Annotated in this window: 24 protein-coding genes and 2 tRNA genes; 9 read left to right on the forward strand and 17 right to left on the reverse strand. The window is 67.3% G+C overall.

All coding sequences use genetic code 11. From position 1 onward, the window contains the following. On the reverse strand, positions 1-1641 hold the full coding sequence (locus tag CEX88_RS02490; protein ID WP_094292249.1) for a DAK2 domain-containing protein: 1641 nt from the start codon (positions 1639-1641) through the stop codon (positions 1-3). 247 nt (positions 1642-1888) lie between these two features. On the opposite strand from CEX88_RS02490, the gene rpmB reads away from it, so the two are divergent. Next, positions 1889-2080 carry a 50S ribosomal protein L28 gene (rpmB, locus tag CEX88_RS02495; RefSeq protein WP_064398602.1) on the forward strand — a complete coding sequence of 64 codons (192 nt, stop codon included), beginning with the start codon at positions 1889-1891 and terminating at the stop codon, positions 2078-2080. A gap of 43 nt (positions 2081-2123) precedes the next feature. Then, positions 2124-2453 (forward strand): hypothetical protein, encoded by a 330-nt coding sequence (locus CEX88_RS02500; protein WP_094292250.1) that lies wholly within the window; start codon positions 2124-2126, stop codon positions 2451-2453. Between the two features lie 2 nt (positions 2454-2455). Here the strand turns inward: CEX88_RS02500 and CEX88_RS02505 are convergent, their stop codons facing one another. The 3 genes from CEX88_RS02505 to CEX88_RS02515 are packed head-to-tail and all read right to left on the reverse strand — an operon-like array spanning position 2456 to position 4395. Beyond that, positions 2456-3139: a uracil-DNA glycosylase gene (locus CEX88_RS02505; RefSeq protein WP_094292251.1), complete on the reverse strand. Its 684-nt coding sequence runs from the start codon at positions 3137-3139 to the stop codon at positions 2456-2458. Then, complete coding sequence (locus tag CEX88_RS02510) at positions 3136-3426, reverse strand: DUF1330 domain-containing protein (protein ID WP_094292252.1); 291 nt, start codon at positions 3424-3426, stop codon at positions 3136-3138. Before CEX88_RS02510 ends, CEX88_RS02505 begins: the two co-directional genes overlap by 4 nt. 15 nt (positions 3427-3441) lie before the next feature. After that, positions 3442-4395 carry a thiamine-phosphate kinase gene (locus CEX88_RS02515; protein WP_094292253.1) on the reverse strand — a complete coding sequence of 318 codons (954 nt, stop codon included), beginning with the start codon at positions 4393-4395 and terminating at the stop codon, positions 3442-3444. 118 nt (positions 4396-4513) lie between these two features. Between CEX88_RS02515 and CEX88_RS02520 the strand changes: the two genes are divergently transcribed. Continuing rightward, positions 4514-4756, forward strand: a complete 243-nt coding sequence (locus tag CEX88_RS02520; RefSeq protein WP_094292316.1) for an Lrp/AsnC family transcriptional regulator — start codon at positions 4514-4516, stop codon at positions 4754-4756. A 9-nt stretch (positions 4757-4765) separates the two neighbouring features. Next, entirely contained in the window at positions 4766-5332 is a 567-nt protein-coding gene (locus CEX88_RS02525; protein ID WP_094292254.1) for a DUF3515 domain-containing protein, read from the forward strand. Between the two features lie 27 nt (positions 5333-5359). Here the strand turns inward: CEX88_RS02525 and CEX88_RS02530 are convergent, their stop codons facing one another. The 3 genes from CEX88_RS02530 to CEX88_RS02540 all read right to left on the reverse strand — a co-directional run bounded on the left by CEX88_RS02530 (position 5360) and on the right by CEX88_RS02540 (position 8663). Then, complete coding sequence (locus CEX88_RS02530; protein WP_094292255.1) at positions 5360-6514, reverse strand: D-alanine--D-alanine ligase family protein; 1155 nt, start codon at positions 6512-6514, stop codon at positions 5360-5362. A gap of 61 nt (positions 6515-6575) precedes the next feature. Further along, positions 6576-7679 (reverse strand): cystathionine gamma-lyase, encoded by a 1104-nt coding sequence (locus CEX88_RS02535; protein WP_094292256.1) that lies wholly within the window; start codon positions 7677-7679, stop codon positions 6576-6578. Between the two features lie 3 nt (positions 7680-7682). Beyond that, the gene (locus tag CEX88_RS02540; protein ID WP_094292317.1) at positions 7683-8663 is read right to left on the reverse strand and encodes an NAD(P)H-dependent glycerol-3-phosphate dehydrogenase; all 981 of its coding nucleotides are present in this window, start codon (positions 8661-8663) and stop codon (positions 7683-7685) included. Between the two features lie 62 nt (positions 8664-8725). Here CEX88_RS02540 and cofC point away from each other — a divergent pair, with 62 nt between their 5' ends. From cofC to mutT1, 3 genes are all read left to right on the forward strand, one after another. Then, complete coding sequence (cofC, locus tag CEX88_RS02545; protein WP_094292257.1) at positions 8726-9370, forward strand: 2-phospho-L-lactate guanylyltransferase; 645 nt, start codon at positions 8726-8728, stop codon at positions 9368-9370. 54 nt (positions 9371-9424) lie between these two features. Beyond that, a complete protein-coding gene (locus CEX88_RS02550; protein WP_094292258.1) occupies positions 9425-11611 on the forward strand; it encodes an RNA degradosome polyphosphate kinase in 2187 nt (728 codons plus the stop codon). Positions 11612-11689: 78 nt separating this feature from the next. Next, on the forward strand, positions 11690-12613 hold the full coding sequence (gene mutT1 / locus CEX88_RS02555) for an 8-oxo-(d)GTP phosphatase MutT1 (RefSeq protein ID WP_068198108.1): 924 nt from the start codon (positions 11690-11692) through the stop codon (positions 12611-12613). Between the two features lie 126 nt (positions 12614-12739). Here mutT1 and CEX88_RS02560 read toward each other — a convergent pair whose 3' ends face one another. The 3 genes from CEX88_RS02560 to leuC all read right to left on the reverse strand — a co-directional run bounded on the left by CEX88_RS02560 (position 12740) and on the right by leuC (position 15633). Further along, positions 12740-13372, reverse strand: a complete 633-nt coding sequence (locus CEX88_RS02560) for an HU family DNA-binding protein (protein ID WP_094292259.1) — start codon at positions 13370-13372, stop codon at positions 12740-12742. Between the two features lie 189 nt (positions 13373-13561). After that, positions 13562-14158, reverse strand: a complete 597-nt coding sequence (leuD, locus tag CEX88_RS02565) for a 3-isopropylmalate dehydratase small subunit (protein WP_066844926.1) — start codon at positions 14156-14158, stop codon at positions 13562-13564. 14 nt (positions 14159-14172) lie between these two features. Beyond that, positions 14173-15633, reverse strand: a complete 1461-nt coding sequence (leuC, locus tag CEX88_RS02570) for a 3-isopropylmalate dehydratase large subunit (protein ID WP_094292260.1) — start codon at positions 15631-15633, stop codon at positions 14173-14175. Between the two features lie 38 nt (positions 15634-15671). Here leuC and CEX88_RS02575 point away from each other — a divergent pair, with 38 nt between their 5' ends. Beyond that, positions 15672-16373: an IclR family transcriptional regulator gene (locus CEX88_RS02575; RefSeq protein WP_066844930.1), complete on the forward strand. Its 702-nt coding sequence runs from the start codon at positions 15672-15674 to the stop codon at positions 16371-16373. A gap of 33 nt (positions 16374-16406) precedes the next feature. On the opposite strand, the gene CEX88_RS02580 is transcribed toward CEX88_RS02575, so the two are convergent. The 4 genes from CEX88_RS02580 to CEX88_RS02595 form a co-directional block, all read right to left on the reverse strand. Then, positions 16407-16479: transfer RNA gene (locus CEX88_RS02580), tRNA-Glu, on the reverse strand. Between the two features lie 62 nt (positions 16480-16541). Then, a tRNA-Gln gene (locus CEX88_RS02585) sits at positions 16542-16616 on the reverse strand. A 118-nt stretch (positions 16617-16734) separates the two neighbouring features. Then, positions 16735-18210 (reverse strand): glutamate--tRNA ligase, encoded by a 1476-nt coding sequence (gene gltX, locus CEX88_RS02590; RefSeq protein WP_202931350.1) that lies wholly within the window; start codon positions 18208-18210, stop codon positions 16735-16737. Then, complete coding sequence (locus CEX88_RS02595) at positions 18210-19019, reverse strand: fumarylacetoacetate hydrolase family protein (RefSeq protein ID WP_066844935.1); 810 nt, start codon at positions 19017-19019, stop codon at positions 18210-18212. The genes gltX and CEX88_RS02595 overlap by 1 nt, the downstream gene beginning before the upstream one ends. 116 nt (positions 19020-19135) lie before the next feature. Here CEX88_RS02595 and CEX88_RS02600 point away from each other — a divergent pair, with 116 nt between their 5' ends. Then, positions 19136-20341, forward strand: coding sequence for an MFS transporter (locus CEX88_RS02600; RefSeq protein ID WP_066844937.1), 1206 nt, complete (start codon positions 19136-19138; stop codon positions 20339-20341). A gap of 224 nt (positions 20342-20565) precedes the next feature. Here CEX88_RS02600 and CEX88_RS02605 read toward each other — a convergent pair whose 3' ends face one another. The 3 genes from CEX88_RS02605 to CEX88_RS25895 form a co-directional block, all read right to left on the reverse strand. Beyond that, entirely contained in the window at positions 20566-21576 is a 1011-nt protein-coding gene (locus CEX88_RS02605; protein ID WP_094292262.1) for a 3-isopropylmalate dehydrogenase, read from the reverse strand. A gap of 8 nt (positions 21577-21584) precedes the next feature. Beyond that, positions 21585-23171 carry a phosphoglycerate dehydrogenase gene (gene serA, locus CEX88_RS02610; protein ID WP_094292263.1) on the reverse strand — a complete coding sequence of 529 codons (1587 nt, stop codon included), beginning with the start codon at positions 23169-23171 and terminating at the stop codon, positions 21585-21587. Beyond that, a partial coding sequence (locus CEX88_RS25895) for a hypothetical protein (protein WP_238381925.1) occupies positions 23168-23393 on the reverse strand: 226 nt, incomplete at its 5' end. The genes serA and CEX88_RS25895, both read right to left, overlap by 4 nt.

The raw sequence follows: 23393 nt of genomic DNA on the forward strand, positions 1-23393 counted from the left end.
CTACTCCACCCCGATCAGCAAGGCGTCGCCGCGGTGGCCGGTGTGGTAGGTCACCAGTTCGACGCCCGGGTGCCGGTCGTGCACGTGCTCGGAGAGCGCGCCGGCGACATCCTCGTCGACCCCGGCGCCGGTGAGGACCGTGACGAGTTCACCGCCGGCGGCCAGCAGCAGGTCGATCAGTCCCGCTCCCGCCGCGGCCAGGTGGTCGCCGACGATCAGCACTTCTTCGCCGGAGATGCCGAGACCGTCACCCGGCTTGCACATCCCCGCCCAGGTGTGCGCTTCCTCGGTGGCGATCCGCACCGATCCGTGCCGGGCGCCCGCGGCGGCCCTGGCCATGGTGTATCCGTCGTCGACGGCCTGGCGCGCGTCGTCGTGGACCGCCAGCGCCGCCAGCCCTTGAACCATGGACGCCGTGGGTACCGGCACCACGTCGAGGCCCCAGCCCATCGCGGCCGTGCACCCGGCGACCAGTTCCTCGGCCGCGACGTATCCGTTCGGCAGGATCATCGCCTGGCCCGCGTCGGCGTTGACCAGTGCGTGCAGCAGCTGTTTGGCGCTGACCGGCGCGTCGCCCTCGAGCCGCAGCACGTGGGCGCCCTCGGCCGCGAACAACTCCTCGGCGCCCGTCCCGTCGACGACGGCGAGCACCGTCCGTCCATGCGACCACGCCCTCACCGGGCGGGCATCGCGGGTGCCGCTGAGAGCGGTGATCTGGATGCGGCTGGTCGCGCCCACCGCGAGCCCGGCCTCGACGGCGGCGCCGGCGTCGTCGGCGTGCACATGCACCGAGTAATGGCCGCTGCCGTCCGACGGGGCGGCGATCGCGACCGAGTCGCCCAGCCCGTCGAGGTCGTTGCGCAGTTTCTCCACCCCTGCCGGATCGCATCCGCTGAGCAGGTACATCACCTCGAACTGCGGAGCCGCGACGGCGCGGTTGGCACCGTTGTCGGTGTGCGGTGGCGGCGCCGGAATGTACTCCGTCCTGCGCGGAGCACTGCCGGTCAGCGTGGTGCTCATCGCGTCCAGCAGGACCAGCAGACCGCGCCCTCCGGCGTCCACCACGCCCGCGCGGGCCAGCACGTCGAGTTGGCCGGTGGTCTTCTCCAGCGACTGCGCTGCCGCGTCTGCGGCCCTGCACACGACCTCGGGCAGCTCGGCGCCGTCGGTCGAGGCCTGCTCGGCGGCCTCGGCCGCGGCCTGGAGCACGGTGACGATGGTGCCCGGCACGGCCTCCCCCATCGCCCGGATCACCAACACCACGGCGTGGTGCAGCGCCGCGGCGAACAACGGCCCGTCCACCCGGTCGAGACCACCGTGCAGATCGGCCGACGCTTCCGCGGTGACCTCCGCCAGCGCGCGCAGAATCTGGGACAGGATCACGCCCGAGTTGCCCCGCGCCCCGTGGATGGCGCCGCGTGCCAGCGCCGCCGCGACCTCGGCGACGTCGTCGGCGCCGGCCAGCGCCTCGGCTTGCGCCCACGCCGAACGCATGGTGAACAGCATGTTCGTGCCGGTGTCGGCGTCGGCGACCGGGAACACGTTGAGCCGGTTGATCTCGTCGGTATGGGTGATGAGGTCACCGACCGCGGTATGCGACCACTTCTGCAGCATCGAGGCATCGAGCAGTCGAGCCGACATGCTTAACCTCCGCAGAAATGTGACGCTCCACGCACCCCGCCGTGCCGGTCAGCCTAGCGATTGGACCTGACAGCCCCGGCACGACGTTCTCGCCGGTCGGTAAGCTTGGCCAGGCTCGCACGCAGCGCGGGACGGCATTTTGGCGTTCGCTGCGGCTGCCGGTATCCTGGTCAGGTTGTCGGGTCGAGCCGCGCAGGTCGCGGTGCCGCGACCCGGACCCCACGTACTGATCTGAGGAGTTCTGCATATGGCTGCCGTGTGCGATATCTGCGGGAAGGGACCCGGCTTCGGTAAGTCGGTCTCGCACTCCCATCGCCGGACCAGCCGTCGCTGGGATCCCAACATCCAGACCGTGCGCGCCGCCCGCCCCGGCGGCAACAAGCAGCGCATGAACGTGTGCACGTCGTGCATCAAGGCCGGAAAGGTCTCGCGCGGCTGACACGCCGCGATTGCCGCCACCGGCGACCGGGTAGTCGTGCTGCATGACCTCTCGTGCAGCTGCAAAATCCGCCCTGACCGCGCTGGCGTCCGGATGTGCGCTGGCGTTGTTGACCGCGTGCGCCGGCGGTGATTCCGCCGGCGACGAGACCACCACTACGTCGACGACATCGCCCACCACGTCGGTGGAAGTGACGGTGGAGACGAGCGCGCCGGAGACCACCGCACCGTCGCCGGAACTGCCGACCACCACCGAGGGCGAGGGCACTGACGGGGGCACCGTCGAGGTTCCGGTGCCCGACGTCCCGTCGCCGCCGGCGATTCCGTCACCTCCGCCGATTCCCTCGCCGCCGCCGATTCCGGGCGTCGGATAGCCCTAGGGAAGCCGCCAGTCGATCGGCTCGGCGCCCATCTTCTCGAGCAGTTCGTTCGCGCGGCTGAACGGTCGCGAGCCGAAGAAGCCGCGCGACGCCGACAGCGGCGACGGGTGCGGAGACTCGATCGCCACGCAGTCGGCGCCGTCCAGCATCGGTTTCAGCGTCGAGGCGTCGCGACCCCACAGCACCGCGACCAACGGCTGCCCGCGCGCGACCAGCGCACGAATCGCGCACTCGGTCACCGCTTCCCAACCCTTGCCGCGGTGCGACGCAGGCGTGCCCGGTCGAACGGTGAGCACCCTGTTGAGCAGCATCACCCCGCGTTCGGCCCACGGCGTCAGGTCACCGGTGGACGGGGCGGGGTGGCCGAGGTCGCTTCCATACTCCTTGAAGATGTTCTCCAGGCTGCGCGGCAGCGGCCGCACGTCGGGCGCCACCGAGAAACTGAGGCCGACGGCGTGACCGGGCGTCGGGTAAGGGTCCTGTCCGACGATCAGTACCCGCACCCTGTCCATCGGAAAGGTGAACGCGCGCAACACGTTCTGACCTGCGGGCAGATATCCGTTTCCGGCGGCCAGTTCGGCGCGGAGAAACTCGCCCATCTGTGCGACCTGACCCGCGACCGGTTCCAGCGCCGTGGCCCAGCCCTGCTCGACGAGCTCGGGCAGCGGCCGCGCCGTCATACCAAGCCCTCGATCAGCAACACCACCGAATCAGCGCCGGCCCGGCGGTCCTTCGAGATCTCTTGATACTCGGGCGAGTTCGCCCAGTCCCGAAACGAAGGCTCATCGGGAAACGACATCAACACGACCTTCTCGCGGTCCGACTCGCCCTCCAGAATCTGCGGCGACTCGTCGGCCGCGAGCAGCGTCCCCGAGTACCGGTTGAAGACCTCAAGGAAACGGGCTTGGTAGCGGTCATAGGCCGCACGGTCCGTGAACCTCAGCTGGGCGATGGCGTACACGGTCACGAGTCGACACCCTAACTAGTCGAACGACTGCCACCCGGCATTCCCCTGCCAGGCCGCGCCGTCGACCGACACCCGCTCCGGACCCTCCTGCACGCGACCGATCTCCCTCCACCCGGACGGCAGCGTCCCCGGAAACGTCGCCACCAGCGCATGGTCCTCGCCACCGCCGAGGATCCACGCCCACGCGTCGGTGCCGACCGCTTCGGCCGCGCCTGCGAGCACGTCGCGGTCCGCGGTCAATGCCGTGGTGGACAGGTCGATGCTGACGCCGGACGCCTCGGCGATGTGGCCCAGGTCGGCCAGCAGCCCGTCGGATACGTCGGTCATCGCGGTGGCGCCGCTTTCGGCGGCGACGCGGCCCTGTCCGTACGGCGGCCGCGGCGCCACATGGCACCGACGTAGTTCGTCGAATCGCTGGACACCGTTGCGCCACAATTCGAATCCGGCAGCTGAACGACCGATGTCACCAACGATCGCCACCACGTCGCCGGGCCGTGCCCCGCTGCGGCGCACCGGCTCACGGCCGTCGAGGTCACCGAGTGCCGTCACCGAGATCACCCATTGCGGCGCGCTGACCAGGTCGCCGCCGACGATGCCCGCGCCCATCGACTCGGCCTCGCGCCACATGCCGTCGGCGAGTTGCAGAGCCTGGTCTGCCGGCGTATCCGATGGTGCTCCGAACGCGACGACAAAACCGGTCGCGCGTGCGCCCATCGCCTCGATGTCGGCGGCGTTCTGCGCAATCGCCTTGCGCCCCACGTCATACGGCGTCGACCAGTCCAGCCGAAAGTGACGCTCGGCCACCAGCATGTCGGTGCTCACGACGGCCTTACCGTCGGGTGCAAACAGCACCGCGGCGTCGTCACCGGGCCCCAGCGCGACGGCGTCCGGCTGGCGGCGCCCGGCCACCAAGCGCCGGATCACGGCGAACTCGCCCACTTGCGCCAGGGTTTCGGCGTCGTACGCCATGTCACCTCCCGTCGCGGCCGCACCTCATCCGTTTCGTGCGGTCTGAACACCGGCCGCACCTGCGGTACGTTAAGCGCCTGCGGCGTGGAGTCTATGCAGCGATGTGGAGGAACAGCGGGTGGTCGAGGCTTTCATGCTGATTCAGACCGAGGTGGGCCGCGCCGAGGTCGTCGCCAAACAACTCGCCGCGCTTCCCGGGGTGGTGTCCGCGGAGTCCGTGACGGGACCGTACGACGTGGTCGTGCGCGTGGGCGCCGACACCTTGGCCGATCTGAAAGCCACCGTGGTTCCCAATGTTCAACAGGTGACCGGTATCACCCGCACGCTGACCTGTCCGATCGCCAACGGGGCGCCTCTCTAGAGTTGGACCGTGGCTTCGCAGACCGGTGACGGGCCGCCGCGGGCGCTGCTGATCGCCGCGCTGGTGGTGGCGGTGGCGGCGGTTGTGGTGATTCTGGTGATCGCCGCGCTGCGCCAGAATCCCGACGAGCAACAGGCGGTGCCGTTGGTGCCGGTGCCCGCCCCACACGCCACGAGCGCCGAATGCGCCGACCTGATCGCCCAACTGCCGGACGAGCTCGACGATCACACCCGCGCACCGCTGGCCGATCCCGCACCTGCAGGTGCGGCGGCGTGGCCGGCCGAGGGTCAGGGCGAACCGATCGTGCTGCGCTGCGGGGTGGAACGGCCCACGGAATTCGTCGTCGGTGCGCCGGTGCAGGTGGTAGACGACGTGCAGTGGTTCCGGGTGGCTGAGGCCGGCGTCGATGACGCGGGCGCCGAACAGGCGCGCAGCACGTGGTACGCCGTCGACCGCGGCGTGTACGTCGCCCTGACGCTGCCGCAGGGCTCCGGTCCGACACCGATCCAGCTGCTGTCCACGGTCATCGCCGAGTCACTTCCGGCCAAGCCCGTCGCTCCTGCGCCGGTGCGTTGATCCTGCGCTGGGCCGCAGGTAGCACCGTCAGCGCAGACCGGTGCCGCGTTTAAGTGCGGTTTCGACCATCGTGGCCAGCAGGGTCGGGTAGTCGACGCCGCTGGCGGCCCACATCCGCGGGTACATCGAGATGGTGGTGAACCCCGGCATGGTGTTGAGCTCGTTGATCACCGGCCCGTCATCGGTGAGGAAGAAGTCGACGCGGGCCAACCCCTGACAATCGATCGCGTTGAAGGCCTGAATCGAGAGCCGTCGCACCGCCTCCGCAACGTCGTCGTCGACTTTGGCGGGGACGTCCAGTTCGGCGGCGTCCTCGAGGTATTTCGTCGCGAAGTCGTAGAAGCCGTCCTCGCGGCCGCGTACGCCTGCGACCCGGATCTCGCCGAGCGCGCTGGCCTCGATTCGGCCGTCGGGGAATTCGAGCACGCCGCATTCCAGTTCGCGCCCCGGCACCGCGGCTTCGACGATCACCTTCGGATCGTGACGGCGGGCCTGTTCGATCGCCGACGGCAGCTGATCCCACGCCGTGACCCGGCTGACGCCGATCGACGACCCCCCGCGCGCCGGCTTGACGAAGACGGGCAGGCCGAGCCGCTCGCGAGCCTCGAAAGCCAAGGTGTCCTGGCGGGGCCGCAGCACCTCGTGATCGCCGATCGGCAGGCCCGCGGCACCCAGCAGCTTCTTGGTGAACTCCTTGTCCATGCCCACCGCACTGGCCAGGACACCCGCCCCGACATAGGGCACCCCCGCCAACTCGAGCAGCCCCTGGATCGTGCCGTCTTCGCCGTACGGACCGTGCAGCACCGGGAAGACCACGTCGACCGCCGCCAGCATCTCCCCCGCCCCCTGGCCCAGCGACAGCAGTTGGCCGCCGCGGCCCGGATCGGCAGCCAGGGCCAATTCCGTACCCGACGCGGCGGTCACCTCCGGAAGTCGGCCGTCGGTGATCGCAAGGCTGTCCGGCTGCGCGTCGGTCAACATCCAGGCCCCTTCCGGGGTGATGCCGACGGCGACGACTTCGAACCGCTGCGGATCGAGGTTGCGCAGGATGCTGCCTGCGGATACGCAGGAGATCGCATGCTCGGAGCTGCGTCCGCCGTAGACGACGGCAACCCGGACGCGTCCGGTGCTCCTGTCCGATGTCGCCGGCCGGGCGGCTCCGGGCTCATGGCGGGCAGTCACAACCTAGAGAGGCTACCGCCCGCGTCGGCGGCCGGTCGTCCGGCGATGGCCCGTGGCGGTGTCAGCCCAGTGCCTGCTCGATGTCGGCGATCAGGTCGTCGGTGTCCTCGATCCCCAGCGAGATGCGCGCGAACCCGTCGCTGACGTCGTCGCCCCAGCGGGCGCGGCGGTCCACCGACGTGTGAATTCCGCCGAAACTCGTCGATGCGATCAGCAGCGCGCTGCGCTCGACCAGGCTGTGCACAGCCGCAGCGTCGGCCAACTCCACGGCGATCAGGCCGCCGAACCGTTTCATCTGCGCGCACGCGATGCGGTGCGACGGATCGTCGGGCAGACCGGGATAGCGCACGGCGCGCACGGCGGGGTGGGCATGCAGCGCCACCGCGAGCGCCGCCGCGTTGTGGCACTGCCGTTCGAAGCGCAGGCCGGCGGTGCCCAGGCTGCGCATCAGCAGCCACGCCTCGAAGGCGCCGAGGATGGCACCGGAGTGGAGTCGTTCGCGCGCGACCTCGGCCATCAGGTCGGTGTGCGCGCTCGCGACATAACCGGCGAGCAGATCGCTGTGGCCCGACAATGCCTTGGTCGCACTCGCGACGACCACGTCGGCGCCCAGCGAAAGCGGTTGCTGACCGAAGGGGGTGGCGGTGGTGTTGTAGACGACGAGCGTGGCGCCCCGGCTACGGCACTGCAGCGCGAGCCGGTGCAGATCCACTACATCCAGCCCCGGATTGGCCGGGCTCTCGGCCAGTACGACGTCCGCGTCCGCCGATGCCGCACACATCTCTTCGGTGGCGGCCTGCACCACCGTAACTCCTTGCTCGGCAAGGTATTCAGAGGCGTACCGGCGGACTTGATAGTAGCCGTCGGCGGGCACGACGAGCTTATGTCCCGGCTTGGCGAGCACCCTCAGGACGGACGTGATCGCGGCCATCCCCGATCCGAAGGCCAGCGCGGACGGGGCGGCCTCCAGTTGCGCGAGCGCCAACTCGAGGTGGCGCCAGGTCGGATTCGAGCTCCGCCCATAGGAATCCGGGACGTCCGACGGATCGGATGACAGGTGGAAGGTGGACGCCGGGACCGGTGACGGTGCCACGGCCTGCCCCGGAACAGCTTCCGAGGCAATGGATTTGACGCTGCGAGTGGAGTCCCCGTACTGACCGTCCACCGGTCACTCCGGTTTGGTGCTGCGTCCGAGCAACAGGACGACGGCCTCGTCGACCGACAGACCCCTGTGGCATACCCGGAATACGGCGTCGGTCAGCGGCATCTCGACGTCGTAGCTCTCGGCCAGCGCCAGCACCGATTGGCACGACGCGACGCCTTCGGCGACGTGGCCACCGGTGGCGAGCATCGCCGATTCCATTGTGCCGCCCTGGCCCAGGCGCAGCCCGAACGTGCGGTTACGCGACTGCCCGGATGTGCACGTCGCGACGAGGTCACCGACCCCGGCCAAGCCTGCGAGGGTCGCGGGCTTGGCGCCCAACGCGATTCCCAACCGCATGATCTCGGCCAGCCCACGAGTGATGATCGCCGCGGCGGTGTTCTCCCCCAGTCCGACCCCGGCCGCCATGCCGGACGCGAGCGCAATGACGTTCTTGCACGCACCACCGACTTCGGCGCCGATCACGTCGGCATTGGTGTACGGCCGGAAGTACGCCGTCGAAAGCGCCCGTTGCAATGCGACGGCCCTTCCGGAGTCGCTACAGGCGACCACGGTGGCCGCCGGTTGTTCGTCGGCGATCTCGCTGGCGAGGTTGGGACCGGAGACCACCGCAACGCGTGCCGGGTCGGCACCGGTCACCTGGATGATCACCTGGCTCATGCGCATGAGCGTGTCGAGTTCGATGCCCTTGGCCAGGCTCACCAATGTGACTTCGTCGTCGATCAACCCCGACCACTGTTCGAGATTGGCCCGAAGGGTCTGGGCGGGCACCGCGAACAGCACCGTGCATGCGCCGTTGAGCGCCTCGGCCGCATCGCCGGTCGCCCTGATGGTCTTGGGCATTTCGGTGTCACCGAGATATCCGGAGTTGCGATGGGTGTCGTTGATCTCGTCGGCGACTTCTTGGTGACGTGCCCACAGCGTCACCTCGTTGCCGGCATCGGCAAGGACCTTCGCCAGTGCGCTCCCCCACGCACCGGCACCCATCACCGCCGCCTCGACCACGCCTTCAGCCTAACCCCCGCCGGACTGCTGGCAGGATGACGCACATGAGTGGGTCACCGGATGCCGAGATCGCATTGGTGATCGCGGTAAAGCGCCTGGCCGCGGCCAAGACCCGGTTGGCCCCCGTCTTTTCCGCAACCACCCGCGAGAAGGTCGTACTGGCGATGCTGATCGACACGATCACCGCCGCGTCGGCGGTTTCGGCCATCGGCTCGGTCACGGTGGTCACACCGGACGAAGTCGCCGCCGAGGCGGCGGGTCGACTCGGCGCGCGGGTGCTCACCGACCCGACCCCCGACAGCCACCCCGACCCGCTGAACAACGCGATCGCAGCCGCCGAAGCCGAAGTCCGTCATGAGACACCGAACGTCGCTGTGTTGCAAGGTGATCTGCCCGCATTGCAAGCCCATGAGCTGACCGCGGCCGTTGCCGCGTCTCGTAAACACCCACGCAGCTTCGTCGGCGACCGGCACGGCACCGGTACGTCGGCGTTGTTCGCGTTCGGGGTCGCCTTGAACCCGCAATTCGGCGCCGACTCCGCTCAACGCCACCGGCGTTCCGGCGCGCTCGAGCTCACCGGTGCGTGGCCGGGACTGCGCTGCGACATCGACACACCCGACGACCTGCTGGTGGCGCGCCGGCTCGGCGTCGGCGCGTCGACGACGGCGGCCATCACCGATTCGAGGTGAACCGTTCAACTGCGCGCTGGCACGAAGACCGTTGGATAGGGGATCATCGCAGGCATGACGAAAGCCGGGATCGAGGTTCGCGACAGCGACGGCGACCCACCGCCGAGCATCCGAACGTTGCCGTCGGACTCCGGTAACTCGGCGCCCGAAGCCCCTCCCGCGGCGACCGCCCCCGCCGTCGAGAACGCGCTGCCCGAAGACCGCTACCTGAACCGCGAGCTGAGTTGGCTCGATTTCAACTCCCGGGTACTGGCATTGGCCGCCGATACGTCGCTGCCGCTGCTGGAACGGGCGAAGTTCCTTGCGATCTTCGCCTCGAATCTCGATGAGTTCTACATGGTCCGCGTCGCCGGACTGAAACGCCGCGACGAAATGGGGCTGTCGGTGCGCTCCGCCGACGGGCTCTCACCCCGTGAACAGTTGCGTCGAATCAACGAGCGAACCCAGCACCTCGCCGACCGGCACGCGCACGTATTCCTCGATTCGGTGCGCCCCGCGCTGGCCGACGAAGGCATCGTTATCGTCACGTGGGCCGAACTCGACGAGGCCGAACGCGCACGGTTGTCGACGTACTTCCACGAGCAGGTGTTCCCGGTGCTGACGCCGCTCGCCGTCGATCCGGCCCACCCGTTCCCTTTCGTGAGTGGCCTGAGCCTGAACTTGGCGATCACCGTCAAACATCCCGACGACGGTGGGCAGCACTTCGCCCGAGTCAAAGTGCCCGACAACGTTGAACGGTTCGTCGAACTGGCCGCCCGCGACAGCGATGCCAGCATCGTTCGCTTCCTTCCGATGGAGGAACTGATCGCGGCGTTCCTTCATGTCCTGTTCCCCGGGCTGGAGATCGTCGAGCACCACGCGTTCCGCATTACGCGCAACGCCGATTTCGAGGTCGAAGAGGACCGCGACGAAGACCTGCTGCAAGCGCTGGAACGGGAACTGGCACGGCGTCGGTTCGGTTCGCCGGTCCGGTTGGAAGTCTCCGACGACATGACCGAGAGCATGCTCGAGTTGTTGCTGCGCGAACTCGACGTCGCACCGGGCGACGTCATCGAGGTGCCTGGGTTGCTCGACCTGTCCTCGCTGTGGCAGATCTACGATCTCGATCGCCCTGCCCTCAAAGACCGGCCGTTCGTACCGGCCACCCCGCCGGCGTTCGGCGAGCGGGAGACACCCAAGAGCATCTTCTCGACGCTGCGCGACGGCGACGTGCTGGTGCACCACCCGTACGATTCCTTCTCCACCACCGTGCAGCGGTTCATCGAACAGGCCGCGGCGGACCCGAACGTGTTGGCGATCAAGCAGACCCTGTACCGCACCTCCGGCGACTCGCCAATCGTCAACGCGCTCATCGACGCTGCGGCGGCGGGTAAGCAGGTCGTCGCGCTCGTCGAGATCAAGGCCCGGTTCGACGAGCAGGCCAACATCAAGTGGGCACGCGCACTCGAGCGTGCGGGTGTGCACGTCGTGTACGGGCTCATCGGGCTCAAGACTCACTGCAAGACATGTCTGGTGGTGCGCCGGGAGGGCTCGCTGATCCGGCGCTACTGCCACATCGGCACCGGCAACTACAATCCCAAAACCGCGCGGCTGTATGAGGACATCGGGCTGCTGACCGCCGCGCCCGACATCGGCGCGGATCTCACCGACCTGTTCAACTCGCTGACGGGCTACTCGCGCAAGGACTCCTATCGCAACCTTCTTGTTGCCCCCCAGGGAGTCCGAAGGGGCATCATCGAGCGCATCGAACGGGAGATAGTCGCCACCCGCGACGGTGCCGAAGGGCGGATCAGGCTGAAAGCCAACGCGTTGGTGGACGAGCAGGTCATCGACGCGCTGTACCGCGCGTCGCAGGCCGGTGTGCGGGTCGAGGTGGTGGTCCGGGGTATCTGCGCGCTACGCCCCCATGCCCCTGGATATTCGGACAACATCGCCGTCCGATCGATCCTCGGCCGGTTCCTCGAACACTCGCGGATCATTCACTTCCGCGCGATCGACGAGTTCTGGATCGGCAGCGCCGACATGATGCACCGCAATCTGGACCGGCGCGTCGAAGTGATGGCCGAAGTCAAAGATCCGCGGCTGAAGGCGCAACTGCACGACATCTTCGAATCGGCGATGGACCCCTCGACCCGGTGCTGGGAGTTGGGCGTCGACGGTAAGTGGACGGCGTCACCGCAGGAGGGCCACACGGTCCGCGACCACCAGGTCTCGTTGATGGAACGCCACCGGCAACCATGACGGAATTCCTCAACGTCAGGAACTTTCAGCATTGTCGTCGTGGGCCGCGGGTGCCCAGAATGATCTGCAGGAGTTGAGGTGCCGAAGCGGACATCCGAGACCGGCTCCGATGCGGAGACGATCCTGGCCGGCGGGGCGGTGTTGTGGCGGCCCGACGGAAATCCCGATGCGCCGGAAGTCGCCCTGATTCACCGCCCTCGGTACGACGACTGGTCGCTGCCCAAGGGCAAGGTGGACCCCGGCGAGACCGAGCCCGTGACCGCCGTCCGTGAGGTGTGCGAAGAGACCGGGTACACCGCACATCTGGGCCGGCGACTCAGTTCGGTCAGCTATCCCGTCGAGGGCGGTAAGAAGAAGGTGCGCTACTGGGCGGCGCGCATGGTCGCCGGGGAGTTCCGCCCGAACGACGAGGTCGACGAGCTCAAGTGGCTACCCGTCCCGGCGGCGATCAAACAGCTCGATTATCGACACGACCGAAAGGTGCTGCGCCACTTCGCGAAGTATCCGGCCGACACCAAGACCGTGCTGATCGTCCGCCACGCCACCGCGGGCAGCAAGTCCCGGTTCAAGGGTGACGACCGCCAACGACCCTTGGACAAGAACGGTCGGGCGCAGGCGGAGTCACTGGTCGGGATGCTGCTCGCCTTCGGTGCCGACCGGCTGTTCGCGGCGGACCGAGTGCGCTGTGTATCGACGTTGGAACCACTGGCACAAGAACTCGGGACGTCGATCCAGCGTGACGAGCTGCTGACCGAGGAGGCTTACGCGGAGAACCGCAAGGCCGCCCGGCAGCGCTTCCTCGAGATCGCCGACACCGCTGGCACGCCGGTGATCTGCACACAGGGCAAGGTCATTCCGGACCTTATCGAATGGTGGTGCGAGCGCGACGGCGTGCGGCCCGACAAGTCGCGCAATCGCAAGGGCAGCACCTGGGTGATGTCGCTTCACAACGGTCGGTTGATTGCGGCGGACCACATGGGCAGCCCGCTGGCCGTGAAATGACGCCCACACGTTGAATGCAAATTCCGGCGGACTCCCGCTCGGAAAGATTGAGCCGTAGATGTTTTGGTGGGCATGAAACGCGAACACGCCGTGGGTCGCGCAGACCCACGGCGTGTCCGGTCGAAACTACTTGCGCCCGCGCTTGGCCGGTGCCTTCTTGGCGGCCGACTTCTTGGCTGCGGTCTTCTTGGCCGGTGACTTCTTGGCCGCCGACTTCTTGGCCGGTGCCTTCTTCGCCGCCGACTTCTTGGCCGGTGACTTCTTGGCGGCGGTCTTCTTGGCTGCCGTCCGCTTCGTCGCGGCCTTCTTGGCCGGTGACTTCTTAGCGGCGGTCTTCTTGGCTGCCGTCCGCTTCGTCGCGGCCTTCTTGGCCGGTGACTTCTTGGCGGCACTCTTCTTGGCGGCCGACTTCTTGGCCGCCTTGCGGGCACTTCCCGCCGTTGCGCCTCTCTTCACTGCTGGTCCTTCCGCGGGGAGGCGCTGTGCGCCAGAGACAACGGCTTTGAACTGAGCGCCGGGCCGGAAGGCCGGCACGGACGTGGGCTTGACTTTCACGGTCTCGCCGGTGCGCGGATTACGCGCAACGCGGGCGGCGCGGCGCCGCTGTTCGAAAACGCCGAAGCCGGTAATGGTGACGCTGTCACCCTTGTGCACCGCACGCACGATGGTGTCGACGACATTCTCCACCGCGTCGGTGGCCGACCGACGATCCGAGCCCATTTTCTCCGTGAGTACGTCGATGAGCTCTGCTTTGTTCATGCATAACCTCCGGAAACCAGTGGTCCTCTTTGGACCGACTAGAGGACACGGTAAACCCATTCCCCATTGATTTCCAAGAGCCACGCGCAGTTTCAGGCGAAGCCAGCGAACTTTCTTGCCCCCCTTGACCTCCAAAGGGGCCCCGGAGAACCGGGTCCAGTGACGGTGATTTCGGCTTACCGAGCGCCGTTATCCGGCCGGCAGAGTCCGCGGTTTCCAGTCCGGCCTGCGCGATTCATAAGCCGCGATATCATCGCATTTGCGCAGCGTAAGACCTATATCGTCGAGTCCGGAGAGCAATCGCCAAGCCGTATAGTCGTCAATTCTGAACGGCACCATGACCGTTCCTGCGGCGATGGTTCGATCTTGAAGATTCACAGTGATTTCCAGGCCTGGCTGCTGCTCGATGAGCTTCCATAAAATTTCCACATCATCTTGCGGAATTTCGGCCGCCAGAAGCCCGGCCTTGCCCGCATTGCCCCGAAAGATGTCGGCGAAGCGGGACGAGATGACGACCCGGAAGCCGTAATCCATCAGCGCCCACACGGCATGTTCGCGTGACGAACCGGTGCCGAAATCGGGGCCGGCGACCAATACCGAACCTTTGTCGAACGGGGGCAGGTTCAATACGAACGACGGGTCGTTGCGCCAGGCGGCGAACAAGCCGTCCTCGAAACCCGTTCGTGTAACTCGCTTCAGGTAGACCGCCGGGATGATCTGATCGGTGTCGACATTCGACCGACGCAGGGGGACGCCGATGCCGGTGTGGGAATGGAAAGCCTGCACGGGATCTGCTCCTATCAGTCGGTCAGGTCTGCGGGCGAGGACAACGTGCCACGCACCGCGGTGGCCGCCGCGACCGCGGGAGACACCAGATGTGTGCGGCCGCCCTTGCCTTGCCTGCCCTCGAAATTCCGGTTGGAGGTCGACGCACAACGTTGACCTGGTGACAGCTGGTCGGGATTCATGCCCAGACACATCGAGCAGCCCGCCTGACGCCACTCCGCTCCCGCAGCGGTGAAGATGTCTCCGAGCCCTTCGGATTCGGCCTGCATCCGCACGCGCATGGACCCGGGCACGATCAACATGCGCACCCCGTCAGCGACCTTGCGTCCGCGCAGCACGTCGGCGGTCACCCGCAGATCCTCGATACGACCGTTGGTGCACGAACCGACGAAGACGGTGTCGACCGTGATGTCACGCATCGCGGTGCCGGGTCGAAGGTCCATGTAGGCCAACGCCTTTTCGGCCGCTTGGCGCTGCCCCTCGTCGAACATCAATTCCGGGTCGGGCACCGAACCGGACAGCGGCACCCCCTGGCCCGGGTTGGTGCCCCACGTGACGAACGGGCTCAGGGTCGAGGCGTCGATGTAGACCTCGGTGTCGAATTCGGCACCCTCGTCGGTGCGAAGGTTGCGCCATGCGGCGACTGCTTCGTCCCACTGTCGGCCCTGTGGGGCGTGCGGACGCCCGCGCAGAAATTCGAACGTCGTGTCGTCCGGTGCCACCATGCCGGCGCGCGCACCGGCCTCGATGCTCATGTTGCAGATTGTCATCCGGCCCTCCATCGACAGCGATTCGATGGCGCTGCCGCGGTATTCGATGACGTGACCCTGTCCTCCGCCGGTGCCGATCTTGGCGATCACCGCGAGAATGATGTCCTTGGCGCTCACTCCGTCGGGAAGTTCACCGTCGACGTTGACCGCCATGGTCCTGAACGGGCGCAAGGGAAGAGTCTGCGTCGCGAGTACGTGCTCGACTTCCGAGGTACCGATCCCCATCGCCAGCGCGCCGAACGCGCCGTGCGTGGAGGTATGGCTATCGCCACACACCACCGTCATCCCGGGCTGCGTCAATCCGAGCTGCGGTCCGATGATGTGCACGATGCCCTGCTCGGCATCACCCATCGGATGAAGCCGGATACCGAACTCTTCGCAGTTGCGCCGAAGGGTCTCCACTTGTGTGCGCGAGACAGGGTCGGCGATCGGCTTGTCGATGTCGACCGTCGGCACGTTGTGGTCCTCGGTGGCGATGGTCAGATCCGGTCTGCGTACCGGGCGCCCCGCCAACCGCAGCCCGTCGAATGCTTGCGGGCTTGTCACCTCGTGGACGAGATGGAGGTCGATGTAGATCAGATCGGGTTCGCGCGCAGCGCCCTCGCCGCCACCTTCGACGACGACGTGGTCGGCCCACACCTTTTCGGCCAACGTGCGCGGTGTGTCACCGCGGCCGCGGGCGGCACTGGAAACATCGGTGGACATCTTGACTATCTCACAATCTGGGACGTTAGTATCTCCTTGTGAGACAGGATAGCGGCATCGGCGTATTGGACAAAGCCGTGGGTGTGCTGCACGCGGTCGCCGATTCGCCCTGCGGGCTGGCTGAACTGTGCGAGCGCACGGGTTTACCGCGTGCCACAGCGCATCGTCTTGCCGCGGGCCTGGAAACCCACCGCTTGCTGGCACGCAACGGTGACGGCCGCTGGCGGCTCGGTCCCGGTCTGACCGAGTTGGCCGGACAGGTCAACGATCCGCTCGTGGCCGCAGGAGCGGTCGTGCTGCCCCGGTTGCGCGAGATCACCGGCGAGAGCGTGCAGCTCTACCGCCGCGAAGGCACCTCGCGGATCTGCGTCGCGGCGCTGGAACCGCCTGCCGGGCTGCGGGATACCGTGCCGGTCGGCAGCACGCTCCCGATGACGGCGGGCTCGGGCGCCAAGGTCCTGTTGGCGTATGCCGACGCGGCCACCCAGCAGGCCGTCCTCCCGAACGCCAAGTTCACCGATCGCACTCTGGCCGAGGTGCGCAAGCGCGGCTGGGCGCAGAGCGCCGCCGAACGCGAACCGGGTGTGGCCAGTGTCTCGGCTCCGGTGCGTGACGGACGCGGCGTGGTCATCGCCGCGGTATCGGTGTCCGGACCGATCGACCGGATGGGCCGGCGGCCGGGTGCGCGGTGGGCCGCCGATCTGTTGGCCGCTGCCGACGCCCTGACCCGGCGCCTGTGAGATGTGACGCAGTTTCGCAGACCGCGAAATCTGTACCCCCGATGGGATTCGAACCCACGCTACCGCCGTGAGAGGGCGGCGTCCTAGGCCGCTAGACGACGGGGGCTAGAACTGGTTTCCGGATCGCCAGCATATCTCAGCGAGATTTGTCGGCCTAATCACGGTGGTTGGCTGGGGTACCAGGACTCGAACCTAGAATGGCTGAACCAGAATCAGCTGTGTTGCCAATTACACCATACCCCATCGGCAGTCCGTAACCGCAGGTCACGGGCTTATTTCGGCCCCCTTGCGCGGCGGGCGGAACCCATCGCGCGCGGTATCGGACCGACGTGCAGACTACCAAAGATTTTCAACGCGCTTTTCACGCCTCGGCTTCCGCGGCGGCTCGTTCGCGGCCGGCCCGTAGCCGGTCCAAGCTGCGTTCGCGCCCCAGCAGGTCAAGCGATTCGAATAGCGGCGGGCTGACCGAAGCGCCCGTGGCGGCGACGCGGATCGGGCCGAACGCCTTGCGCGGCTTCAGTCCGAGGCCGTCGAGCAGCGCCTCCTTGAGGGCCGCCTCGATCGCCGGAGTGGTCCAGTCGCCGACGTTCTCCAGTGCGCCCAGTGCGGCGCCGAGCACCGCGACCGCCTCGGGCTTCAACTCCTTGGCCGCCGACTTCTCGTCGAGCGTGAACTCCGCGTCGTTGAGGAACCGCAACAGGTCCCACGCGTCGCCGAGCACCACGATGCGGGTCTGCACGAGCGCGGCGGCTTCGGCGAACCGGTCGTCGTCGAGGCCGGTGTCGTGACCGTGCTCGGCGAAGTACGCGCTCAGACGGGCGCTGAACTCCTCTTCGCTCAGCATCCGGATGTGTTCTGCGTTCAGCGCGTCGGCCTTCTTCTGGTCGAACCGCGCCGGATTCGAGTTGACGTCGGCGACGTCGAAGGCGGCCACCATCTCGTCGAGGCTGAAAACGTCCCGGTCCTCGGCGATTCCCCACCCCAGCAGGGCCAGATAGTTCAGCAGGCCTTCCGGGATGAAACCGCGCTCGCGATGCAGAAACAGGTTCGACTGGGGATCGCGCTTGGACAGCTTCTTGTTCCCGTCTCCCAGAACGCTTGGCAGATGCGCGAACTCGGGAATCCGGTCGGCCACGCCGATCCGCATCAGCGCCTGGTAGAGCGCGATCTGGCGCGGGGTCGACGACAGCAGGTCCTCACCGCGCAGCACGTGGCTGATCTTCATCAGCGCGTCGTCGACCGGATTCACCAACGTGTACAACGGCTCCCCGTTGCCGCGGGTCAACGCGAAATCGGGTACCGATCCGGCCGGGAACGTCGTTTCACCGCGCACGAGATCGCGCCAGCCGATGTCCTCGTCGGGCATCTTCAACCGCACTACGGCGCGCCGGCCCTGGGCGCGGAACTCCGCCTTCTGTTCCTCGCTCAGGTCGCGGTCGTAGTTGTCGTAGCCCAATTTCGGATTGCGCCCCGCGGCCAGATGACGCGCTTCGACTTCTTCAGGCGTGGAGAATGACTCGTAGGCGTCACCGGCCTGTAGGAGCCGGTCGATCACATCGCGGTAGAGATCGAGCCGCTGCGATTGGCGGTACGGCCCGTAGGGCCCACCGACTTCGGGGCCTTCGTCCCAGTCGAGTCCGAGCCAGCGCAGCGCGTCGAGTATCGCGCGGAAGCTCTCCTCGGAATCGCGTGCCGAGTCGGTGTCCTCGATGCGGAACACGAAGGTGCCGCCGGTATGGCGCGCGTACGCCCAGTTGAACAGCGCGGTGCGGATCAGGCCGACGTGCGGCGTACCCGTGGGTGACGGACAGAACCGCACCCGGACATCACTTGTCATCACTTCCCTTTGCGCACAACCGGATTCGTCAACGTTCCGATACCTTCGACGGTGATGCTCACGGTGTCGGAGTGTTGGATCGGGCCGACACCCTCCGGTGTCCCGGTCAGGATCAGATCGCCCGGCAGCAAGGTCATCACCCGGGAGATCCATTCCACGATCGCGCCGACGTCGTGGATCATCATCGACGTCCTGCTGTTCTGCTTGACGACGCCGTTGACCTCGGTGCGGATCTCCAGGTCCGCAGGATCGACGTCGGTGACGATCCACGGCCCGACGGGGCAGAACGTGTCATGCCCCTTCGCGCGGGTCCATTGGCCGTCCTTGCGCTGCTGATCGCGGGCCGAGACATCGTTGGCGATCGTGTATCCCAGGATGTTCTCCGCGGCGCGCGCGGCCGACACGTCCTTGCACGGTCTGCCGATGACCGCCGCCAACTCACCCTCGAAGTGCACGGGATCGGCGTCGGCGGGTAACTGAATCGGCACGTTCGGTCCGACGATCGCCGTGTTGGGTTTCATGAAGATGATCGGGTCGTCGAACGTGGGGGGTTCCGAGCCGTCCCCGGCGGTTGCGGCCATCTCGGCGATGTGGGCGGCGTAGTTCTTGCCCACGCACACCACCTTGGTCGCAAGGATCGGGGCGAGCAGACGCACGTCGGCCAGCGGCCACTGTCTGCCCGTGAACTGTGGATTACCGAACGGGTGCTCGGCGATCTCCCTCGCGATCGCCTGGGCGGGATCGTCGAGTGGACCCTCGACGCTGACGAAGGCGACACCATCAGGGCTGGCGATTCGGCCAAGGCGCATGGCGTTCAGCCTAGTAGTCGGCCAAGAAGCGGCGGCCGACCGCTCCCATGACAGCTTCGTCTCGGTATCTGAGATACAGATTCAGCATAGTGAGATCGCTATGCCACGATGGACCGATGTCCGCCGAGTCGCTCAGCACCGCCCGGCGTTGGTCGTTGCTGTGTATCGCGCTGGCAGCGACGACGAGCGCCAACGTGTTCATCAACGGCGTGGCGTTTCTCATCCCGACACTGCACAGCGAGCGGGGCCTCGACCTCGCGGCGGCCGGCCTGCTTTCCGCGATGCCGGGCTTCGGGCTGGTGATCACGCTGATCGCGTGGGGTTATGTCGTCGACCGCTACGGCGAGCGCCTTGTGCTGACGGTCGGGTCTGTGCTGATATCGGCGGCCGCGTTCGCGGCCGCCTTCTCCGAATCCCTAATCGCCGTCGGCGCTTTCCTCTTTCTCGGCGGCATGGCGGCCGCGAGCAGCAATTCGGCCAGCGGGCGGTTGGTGGTCGGCTGGTTCCCGGTCGAACGACGCGGTCTGGCCATGGGGATCCGGCAGACGGCCACCCCGTTGGGCGTCGGGTTGGGCGCGCTGGTGATCCCGCGGCTGGCTGAAAGCCACGGTGTGACTGGCGCGTTACTGTTTCCCGCGGCGGTGTGCGCGGTGTCGGCGTTGGTGTGCCTGGTCGCGGTGATCGACCCGCCACGACCGCCGCGTTCCGAGGCGCCGATCGAACATCTCACGAACCCCTATCGGGGATCGTCGGTGCTGTGGCGAATTCACGCCGTCTCGGTGTTGCTCGTCGTGCCGCAGGCGGTGGTGTGGACTTTCACGCTGGTGTGGTTGATGTCGGAGCACGGCTGGTCGGCAGGCTCGGCGGGCCTCATCGTCATGGCGGCCCAATTGCTCGGCGCCGCCGGACGCATCGCGGCGGGGTACTGGTCGGACCGGTTGGGTCAACGGCTTCGTCCGATCCGTGCGATCGCCGCCGCCGCGGCGCTGTCCATGGGGGCCCTCGCGCTGTCGGACTGGCTGAGCTCTCCGGTCGCGGTGGCGGCGATGGTGGTCGCCTCGGTGATCACGGTGTCCGACAACGGTTTGGCGTTCACCGCCATCGCTGAGATCGCGGGGCCGTTCTGGAGCGGCCGCGCCCTGGGCACCCAGAACACCAGCCAACATCTGGCGTCGGCGGCCGCCGCACCGCTGTTCGGTGGGTTGATCGGGGTTGCCGGCTATCCGGCTGCATTCGCGGTGAGCGCGTTGCTCCCGCTGGCGGCGATCCCACTCGTGCCCCCTGACCCCTCAGGTTCGCCGAACCCTGCGCCGGGACTGTGATTCGCTCAACGTGAGCTCCGCACACGGCTGTTCACACCAGCGCGTCGTCAACCTCTGCCGGAACCACTCCTGTCGTTGCCCACCTAGGAGCGAATAACTCGCTGGCAGCGAATTATTCGCTTGGAGCTGGGCAGTACGGGAGGCAGTTCCCGGGGCTATCTGAGCGAGTGGGGATCTGAGCGCCCGAGGGTCAGGCGGCCGCGACCGGCGAAGTCGGTGCCGAGCTACAGATAGCCCGCGATCCGGTCGCCGACCGCGGTGGTCGAAAGCTTCTCGTCGCCGCGCGTGGCCAGATGCTGCTCGACGGCCTTGTCGACGCGCGCGGCCGCATCCGTCTCGCCGATATGGGCCAGCAGCAGTGCGACCGACATGATCGCAGCGGTCGGGTCCGCGATTCCCTGGCCCGCGATGTCGGGGGCGCTGCCGTGCACAGGTTCGAACATCGACGGGTTGGTGCGGGTGGCATCGATGTTGCCGCTGGCCGCGAGGCCGATTCCGCCACACACCGCGGCGGCGAGATCGGTGACGATATCGCCGAACAAGTTGTCGGTGACGATCACATCGAAACGGCCGGGATCGGTGACGAGGTGGATGGTCGCCGCGTCCACGTGCTGGTAGGCGATCTCGATGTCACCGAAGTCGGCGGCGACCTCCTGAACGGTGCGCCACCACAACGCGCCCGCGAAGGTCAGGACATTGTTCTTGTGCACCAGGGTCAGGTGCTTGCGACGCTGCTGGGCGCGGACGAACGCGTCCGTCACGACGCGACGCACACCGAAAGCGGTGTTGACGCTGACCTCGGTGGCGATCTCGTGCGGTGTGCCCACGCGGATCGCACCGCCGGTTCCGGTGTAGGGACCCTCCGTGCCTTCCCTTACGACGACGAAGTCGATGTCGGGGTTGCCCGCCAGGGGGCTGCTCACCCCGGGGTACAGCCGGCCGGGGCGAAGGTTGATGTGGTGGTCGAGCGCGAACCGGATCCGTAGCAGCAGACCGCGTTCGAGCACGCCGCTGGGTACCGACGGGTCCCCGATCGCGCCGAGCAGGATCGCGTCGTGCCCGCGCAGTTCGTCGAGCACGGAGTCGGGCAGCACCTCACCGGTGGCGTGGTAGCGGCGCGCGCCGAGGTCGTAAGGCGTCTTGTGCACGCCGGGAAGCACCGCGTCGAGTACCTTGACGGCCTCCCCGACGACCTCCGGGCCGATCCCGTCACCGGCGATGATCGCCAGCTTCATGGCCGAAGTCACGACAGATCAACCACTTCCAGCATCATCGCGCCGACTTCATCGGCGATGGTGGACCGGACGTCGGAAGGAACGTCACGGTCGATGCGCAGCAGGATGGTCGCGCCGGGACCTTCGGCGTCCTCGCTCAACTGGGCGGCGTGGATGTTGATGCCCGCCGATCCGAGGATGGTGCCGATCTTGCCGAGCGTGCCCGGCTGGTCGACGTAGTTGATGATCAGGTAGACGCCCTCGGCCCGCAGATCGAAGTTGCGCCCGTTGATCTGGACGATCTTCTCGACCAGTTGGGTACCGGTCAGCGTGCCTGCGACATTGGCGGTCGTCCCGTCGGCGTAGACGGCCCGCACGTCCACCACGCTGCGGTGGTTGGGACTCTCGCTCGCGGTGCTGATCTCGGCCTGCACCCCCCGCTCGGCGGCGAGCGCGGGGGCGTTGACGAATGTGACGGGGTCTTCGATGATCGCCGAGAACAGCCCGCGCAACGCCGAAAGGCGAAGCACCTCAACGTCTTCGGCGGCAAGCTCACCCTTGACCTGCACCGCCAGCGACACCGGAAGCTCGTCGCACAACACTCCGACCAGCAGGCCGAGCTTGCGGACGAGGTCCAGCCACGGCGCAACCTCCTCGCCGACGACTCCCCCGCCGACGTTGACCGCGTCGGGAACGAACTCCCCGGCCAGGGCAAGCTTCACGCTGGCCGCGACGTCGGTGCCCGCCCGGTCCTGCGCCTCAGCGGTGGACGCGCCCAGATGCGGGGTCACCACCACCTGCGGCAGGTCGAACAGCGGGCTTTCGGTCGTGGGCTCGCTGGCGAACACGTCGATGCCCGCCGCGCGCACATGCCCTGAGCGCACCGCTTCGGCCAGCGCGTCTTCGTCGATCAGGCCGCCGCGGGCGGCGTTGACGATGATCACGCCGGGCTTCGTCTTGGCCAGCGCCTCCTTGCCGATCAGTCCCGCGGTCTCCGGTGTCTTCGGCAGGTGCACCGAGATGAAGTCCGCGCGCTCCAACAGGTCGTCGAGGCTCAGCAGCTCGATGCCGAGCTGTGCGGCGCGGGCCGCCGAGACATACGGGTCGTAGGCGACGACGTGGGTGCCGAACGCGGCCAGGCGCTGGGCCACCAGCTGACCGATGCGGCCAAGGCCGACGACGCCGACGGTCTTGCCGTAGATCTCGGTGCCCGAGAACGACGAGCGTTTCCACGTGTGCGCGCGCAGCGACGCATCGGCGGCCGGGATCTCGCGCGCCGCGGACAGCAGCAGGGCCATGGCGTGCTCGGCCGCGCTGTGGATATTCGAGGTCGGCGCGTTGACGACCAGCACGCCTCGGGCGGTGGCCGCGTCCACGTCGACGTTGTCGAGACCGACTCCGGCACGGGCGACGATCTTGAGCTTGGGCGCGGCGGCGAGCACCTCGGCGTCGACGGTCGTCGCGGAGCGCACCAGAAGCGCGTCGGCATCGGCCACCGCGGCCAGCAGCTTCGGCCGGTCCGGACCGTCGACCCAACGGACTTCCACCTGGTCACCGAGGGCGGCGACCGTCGATTCGGCCAATTTGTCGGCGATCAATACAACGGGCAGACTCACGCGGTCAGCCTAATGGGCTTGAATGTTGGGGTGGTGGGTGGGAGAACCGCAGGCGTGGTGGGTGGGAGAACCGCAGGCGTGGTTTTTTTTTTATCCGCTTTCTTCTTTTTCACCCTCTTCTTCTTCTTTCCCTTCTTTTTTGCTTCTTCCGTCGTCTGTTCCCTCTCCCTTTTTTCTCTTCTTTTTTTCGTGTCGCTTCCCACCCTTCTCCTTTTCTCCCTC

The organism is Mycobacterium neumannii, assembly GCF_002245615.1.
Taxonomy (GTDB): domain Bacteria; phylum Actinomycetota; class Actinomycetes; order Mycobacteriales; family Mycobacteriaceae; genus Mycobacterium; species Mycobacterium neumannii_A.

Coding starts and splice junctions, on each gene's coding strand:
- CEX88_RS02490 (WP_094292249.1), bottom strand. CDS start 1,641: ATGTCGGCTCGACTGCTCGATGCCTCGATGCTGCAGAAGTGGTCGCAT.
- rpmB (WP_064398602.1), top strand. CDS start 1,889: ATGGCTGCCGTGTGCGATATCTGCGGGAAGGGACCCGGCTTCGGTAAG.
- CEX88_RS02500 (WP_094292250.1), top strand. CDS start 2,124: ATGACCTCTCGTGCAGCTGCAAAATCCGCCCTGACCGCGCTGGCGTCC.
- CEX88_RS02505 (WP_094292251.1), bottom strand. CDS start 3,139: ATGACGGCGCGGCCGCTGCCCGAGCTCGTCGAGCAGGGCTGGGCCACG.
- CEX88_RS02515 (WP_094292253.1), bottom strand. CDS start 4,395: ATGGCGTACGACGCCGAAACCCTGGCGCAAGTGGGCGAGTTCGCCGTG.
- CEX88_RS02540 (WP_094292317.1), bottom strand. CDS start 8,663: ATGGGTGCCGGTGCGTGGGGGAGCGCACTGGCGAAGGTCCTTGCCGAT.
- cofC (WP_094292257.1), top strand. CDS start 8,726: ATGAGTGGGTCACCGGATGCCGAGATCGCATTGGTGATCGCGGTAAAG.
- CEX88_RS02550 (WP_094292258.1), top strand. CDS start 9,425: ATGACGAAAGCCGGGATCGAGGTTCGCGACAGCGACGGCGACCCACCG.
- CEX88_RS02560 (WP_094292259.1), bottom strand. CDS start 13,372: ATGAACAAAGCAGAGCTCATCGACGTACTCACGGAGAAAATGGGCTCG.
- leuC (WP_094292260.1), bottom strand. CDS start 15,633: ATGTCCACCGATGTTTCCAGTGCCGCCCGCGGCCGCGGTGACACACCG.
- gltX (WP_202931350.1), bottom strand. CDS start 18,210: ATGACAAGTGATGTCCGGGTGCGGTTCTGTCCGTCACCCACGGGTACG.
- CEX88_RS02595 (WP_066844935.1), bottom strand. CDS start 19,019: ATGCGCCTTGGCCGAATCGCCAGCCCTGATGGTGTCGCCTTCGTCAGC.
- CEX88_RS02600 (WP_066844937.1), top strand. CDS start 19,136: ATGTCCGCCGAGTCGCTCAGCACCGCCCGGCGTTGGTCGTTGCTGTGT.
- CEX88_RS02605 (WP_094292262.1), bottom strand. CDS start 21,576: ATGAAGCTGGCGATCATCGCCGGTGACGGGATCGGCCCGGAGGTCGTC.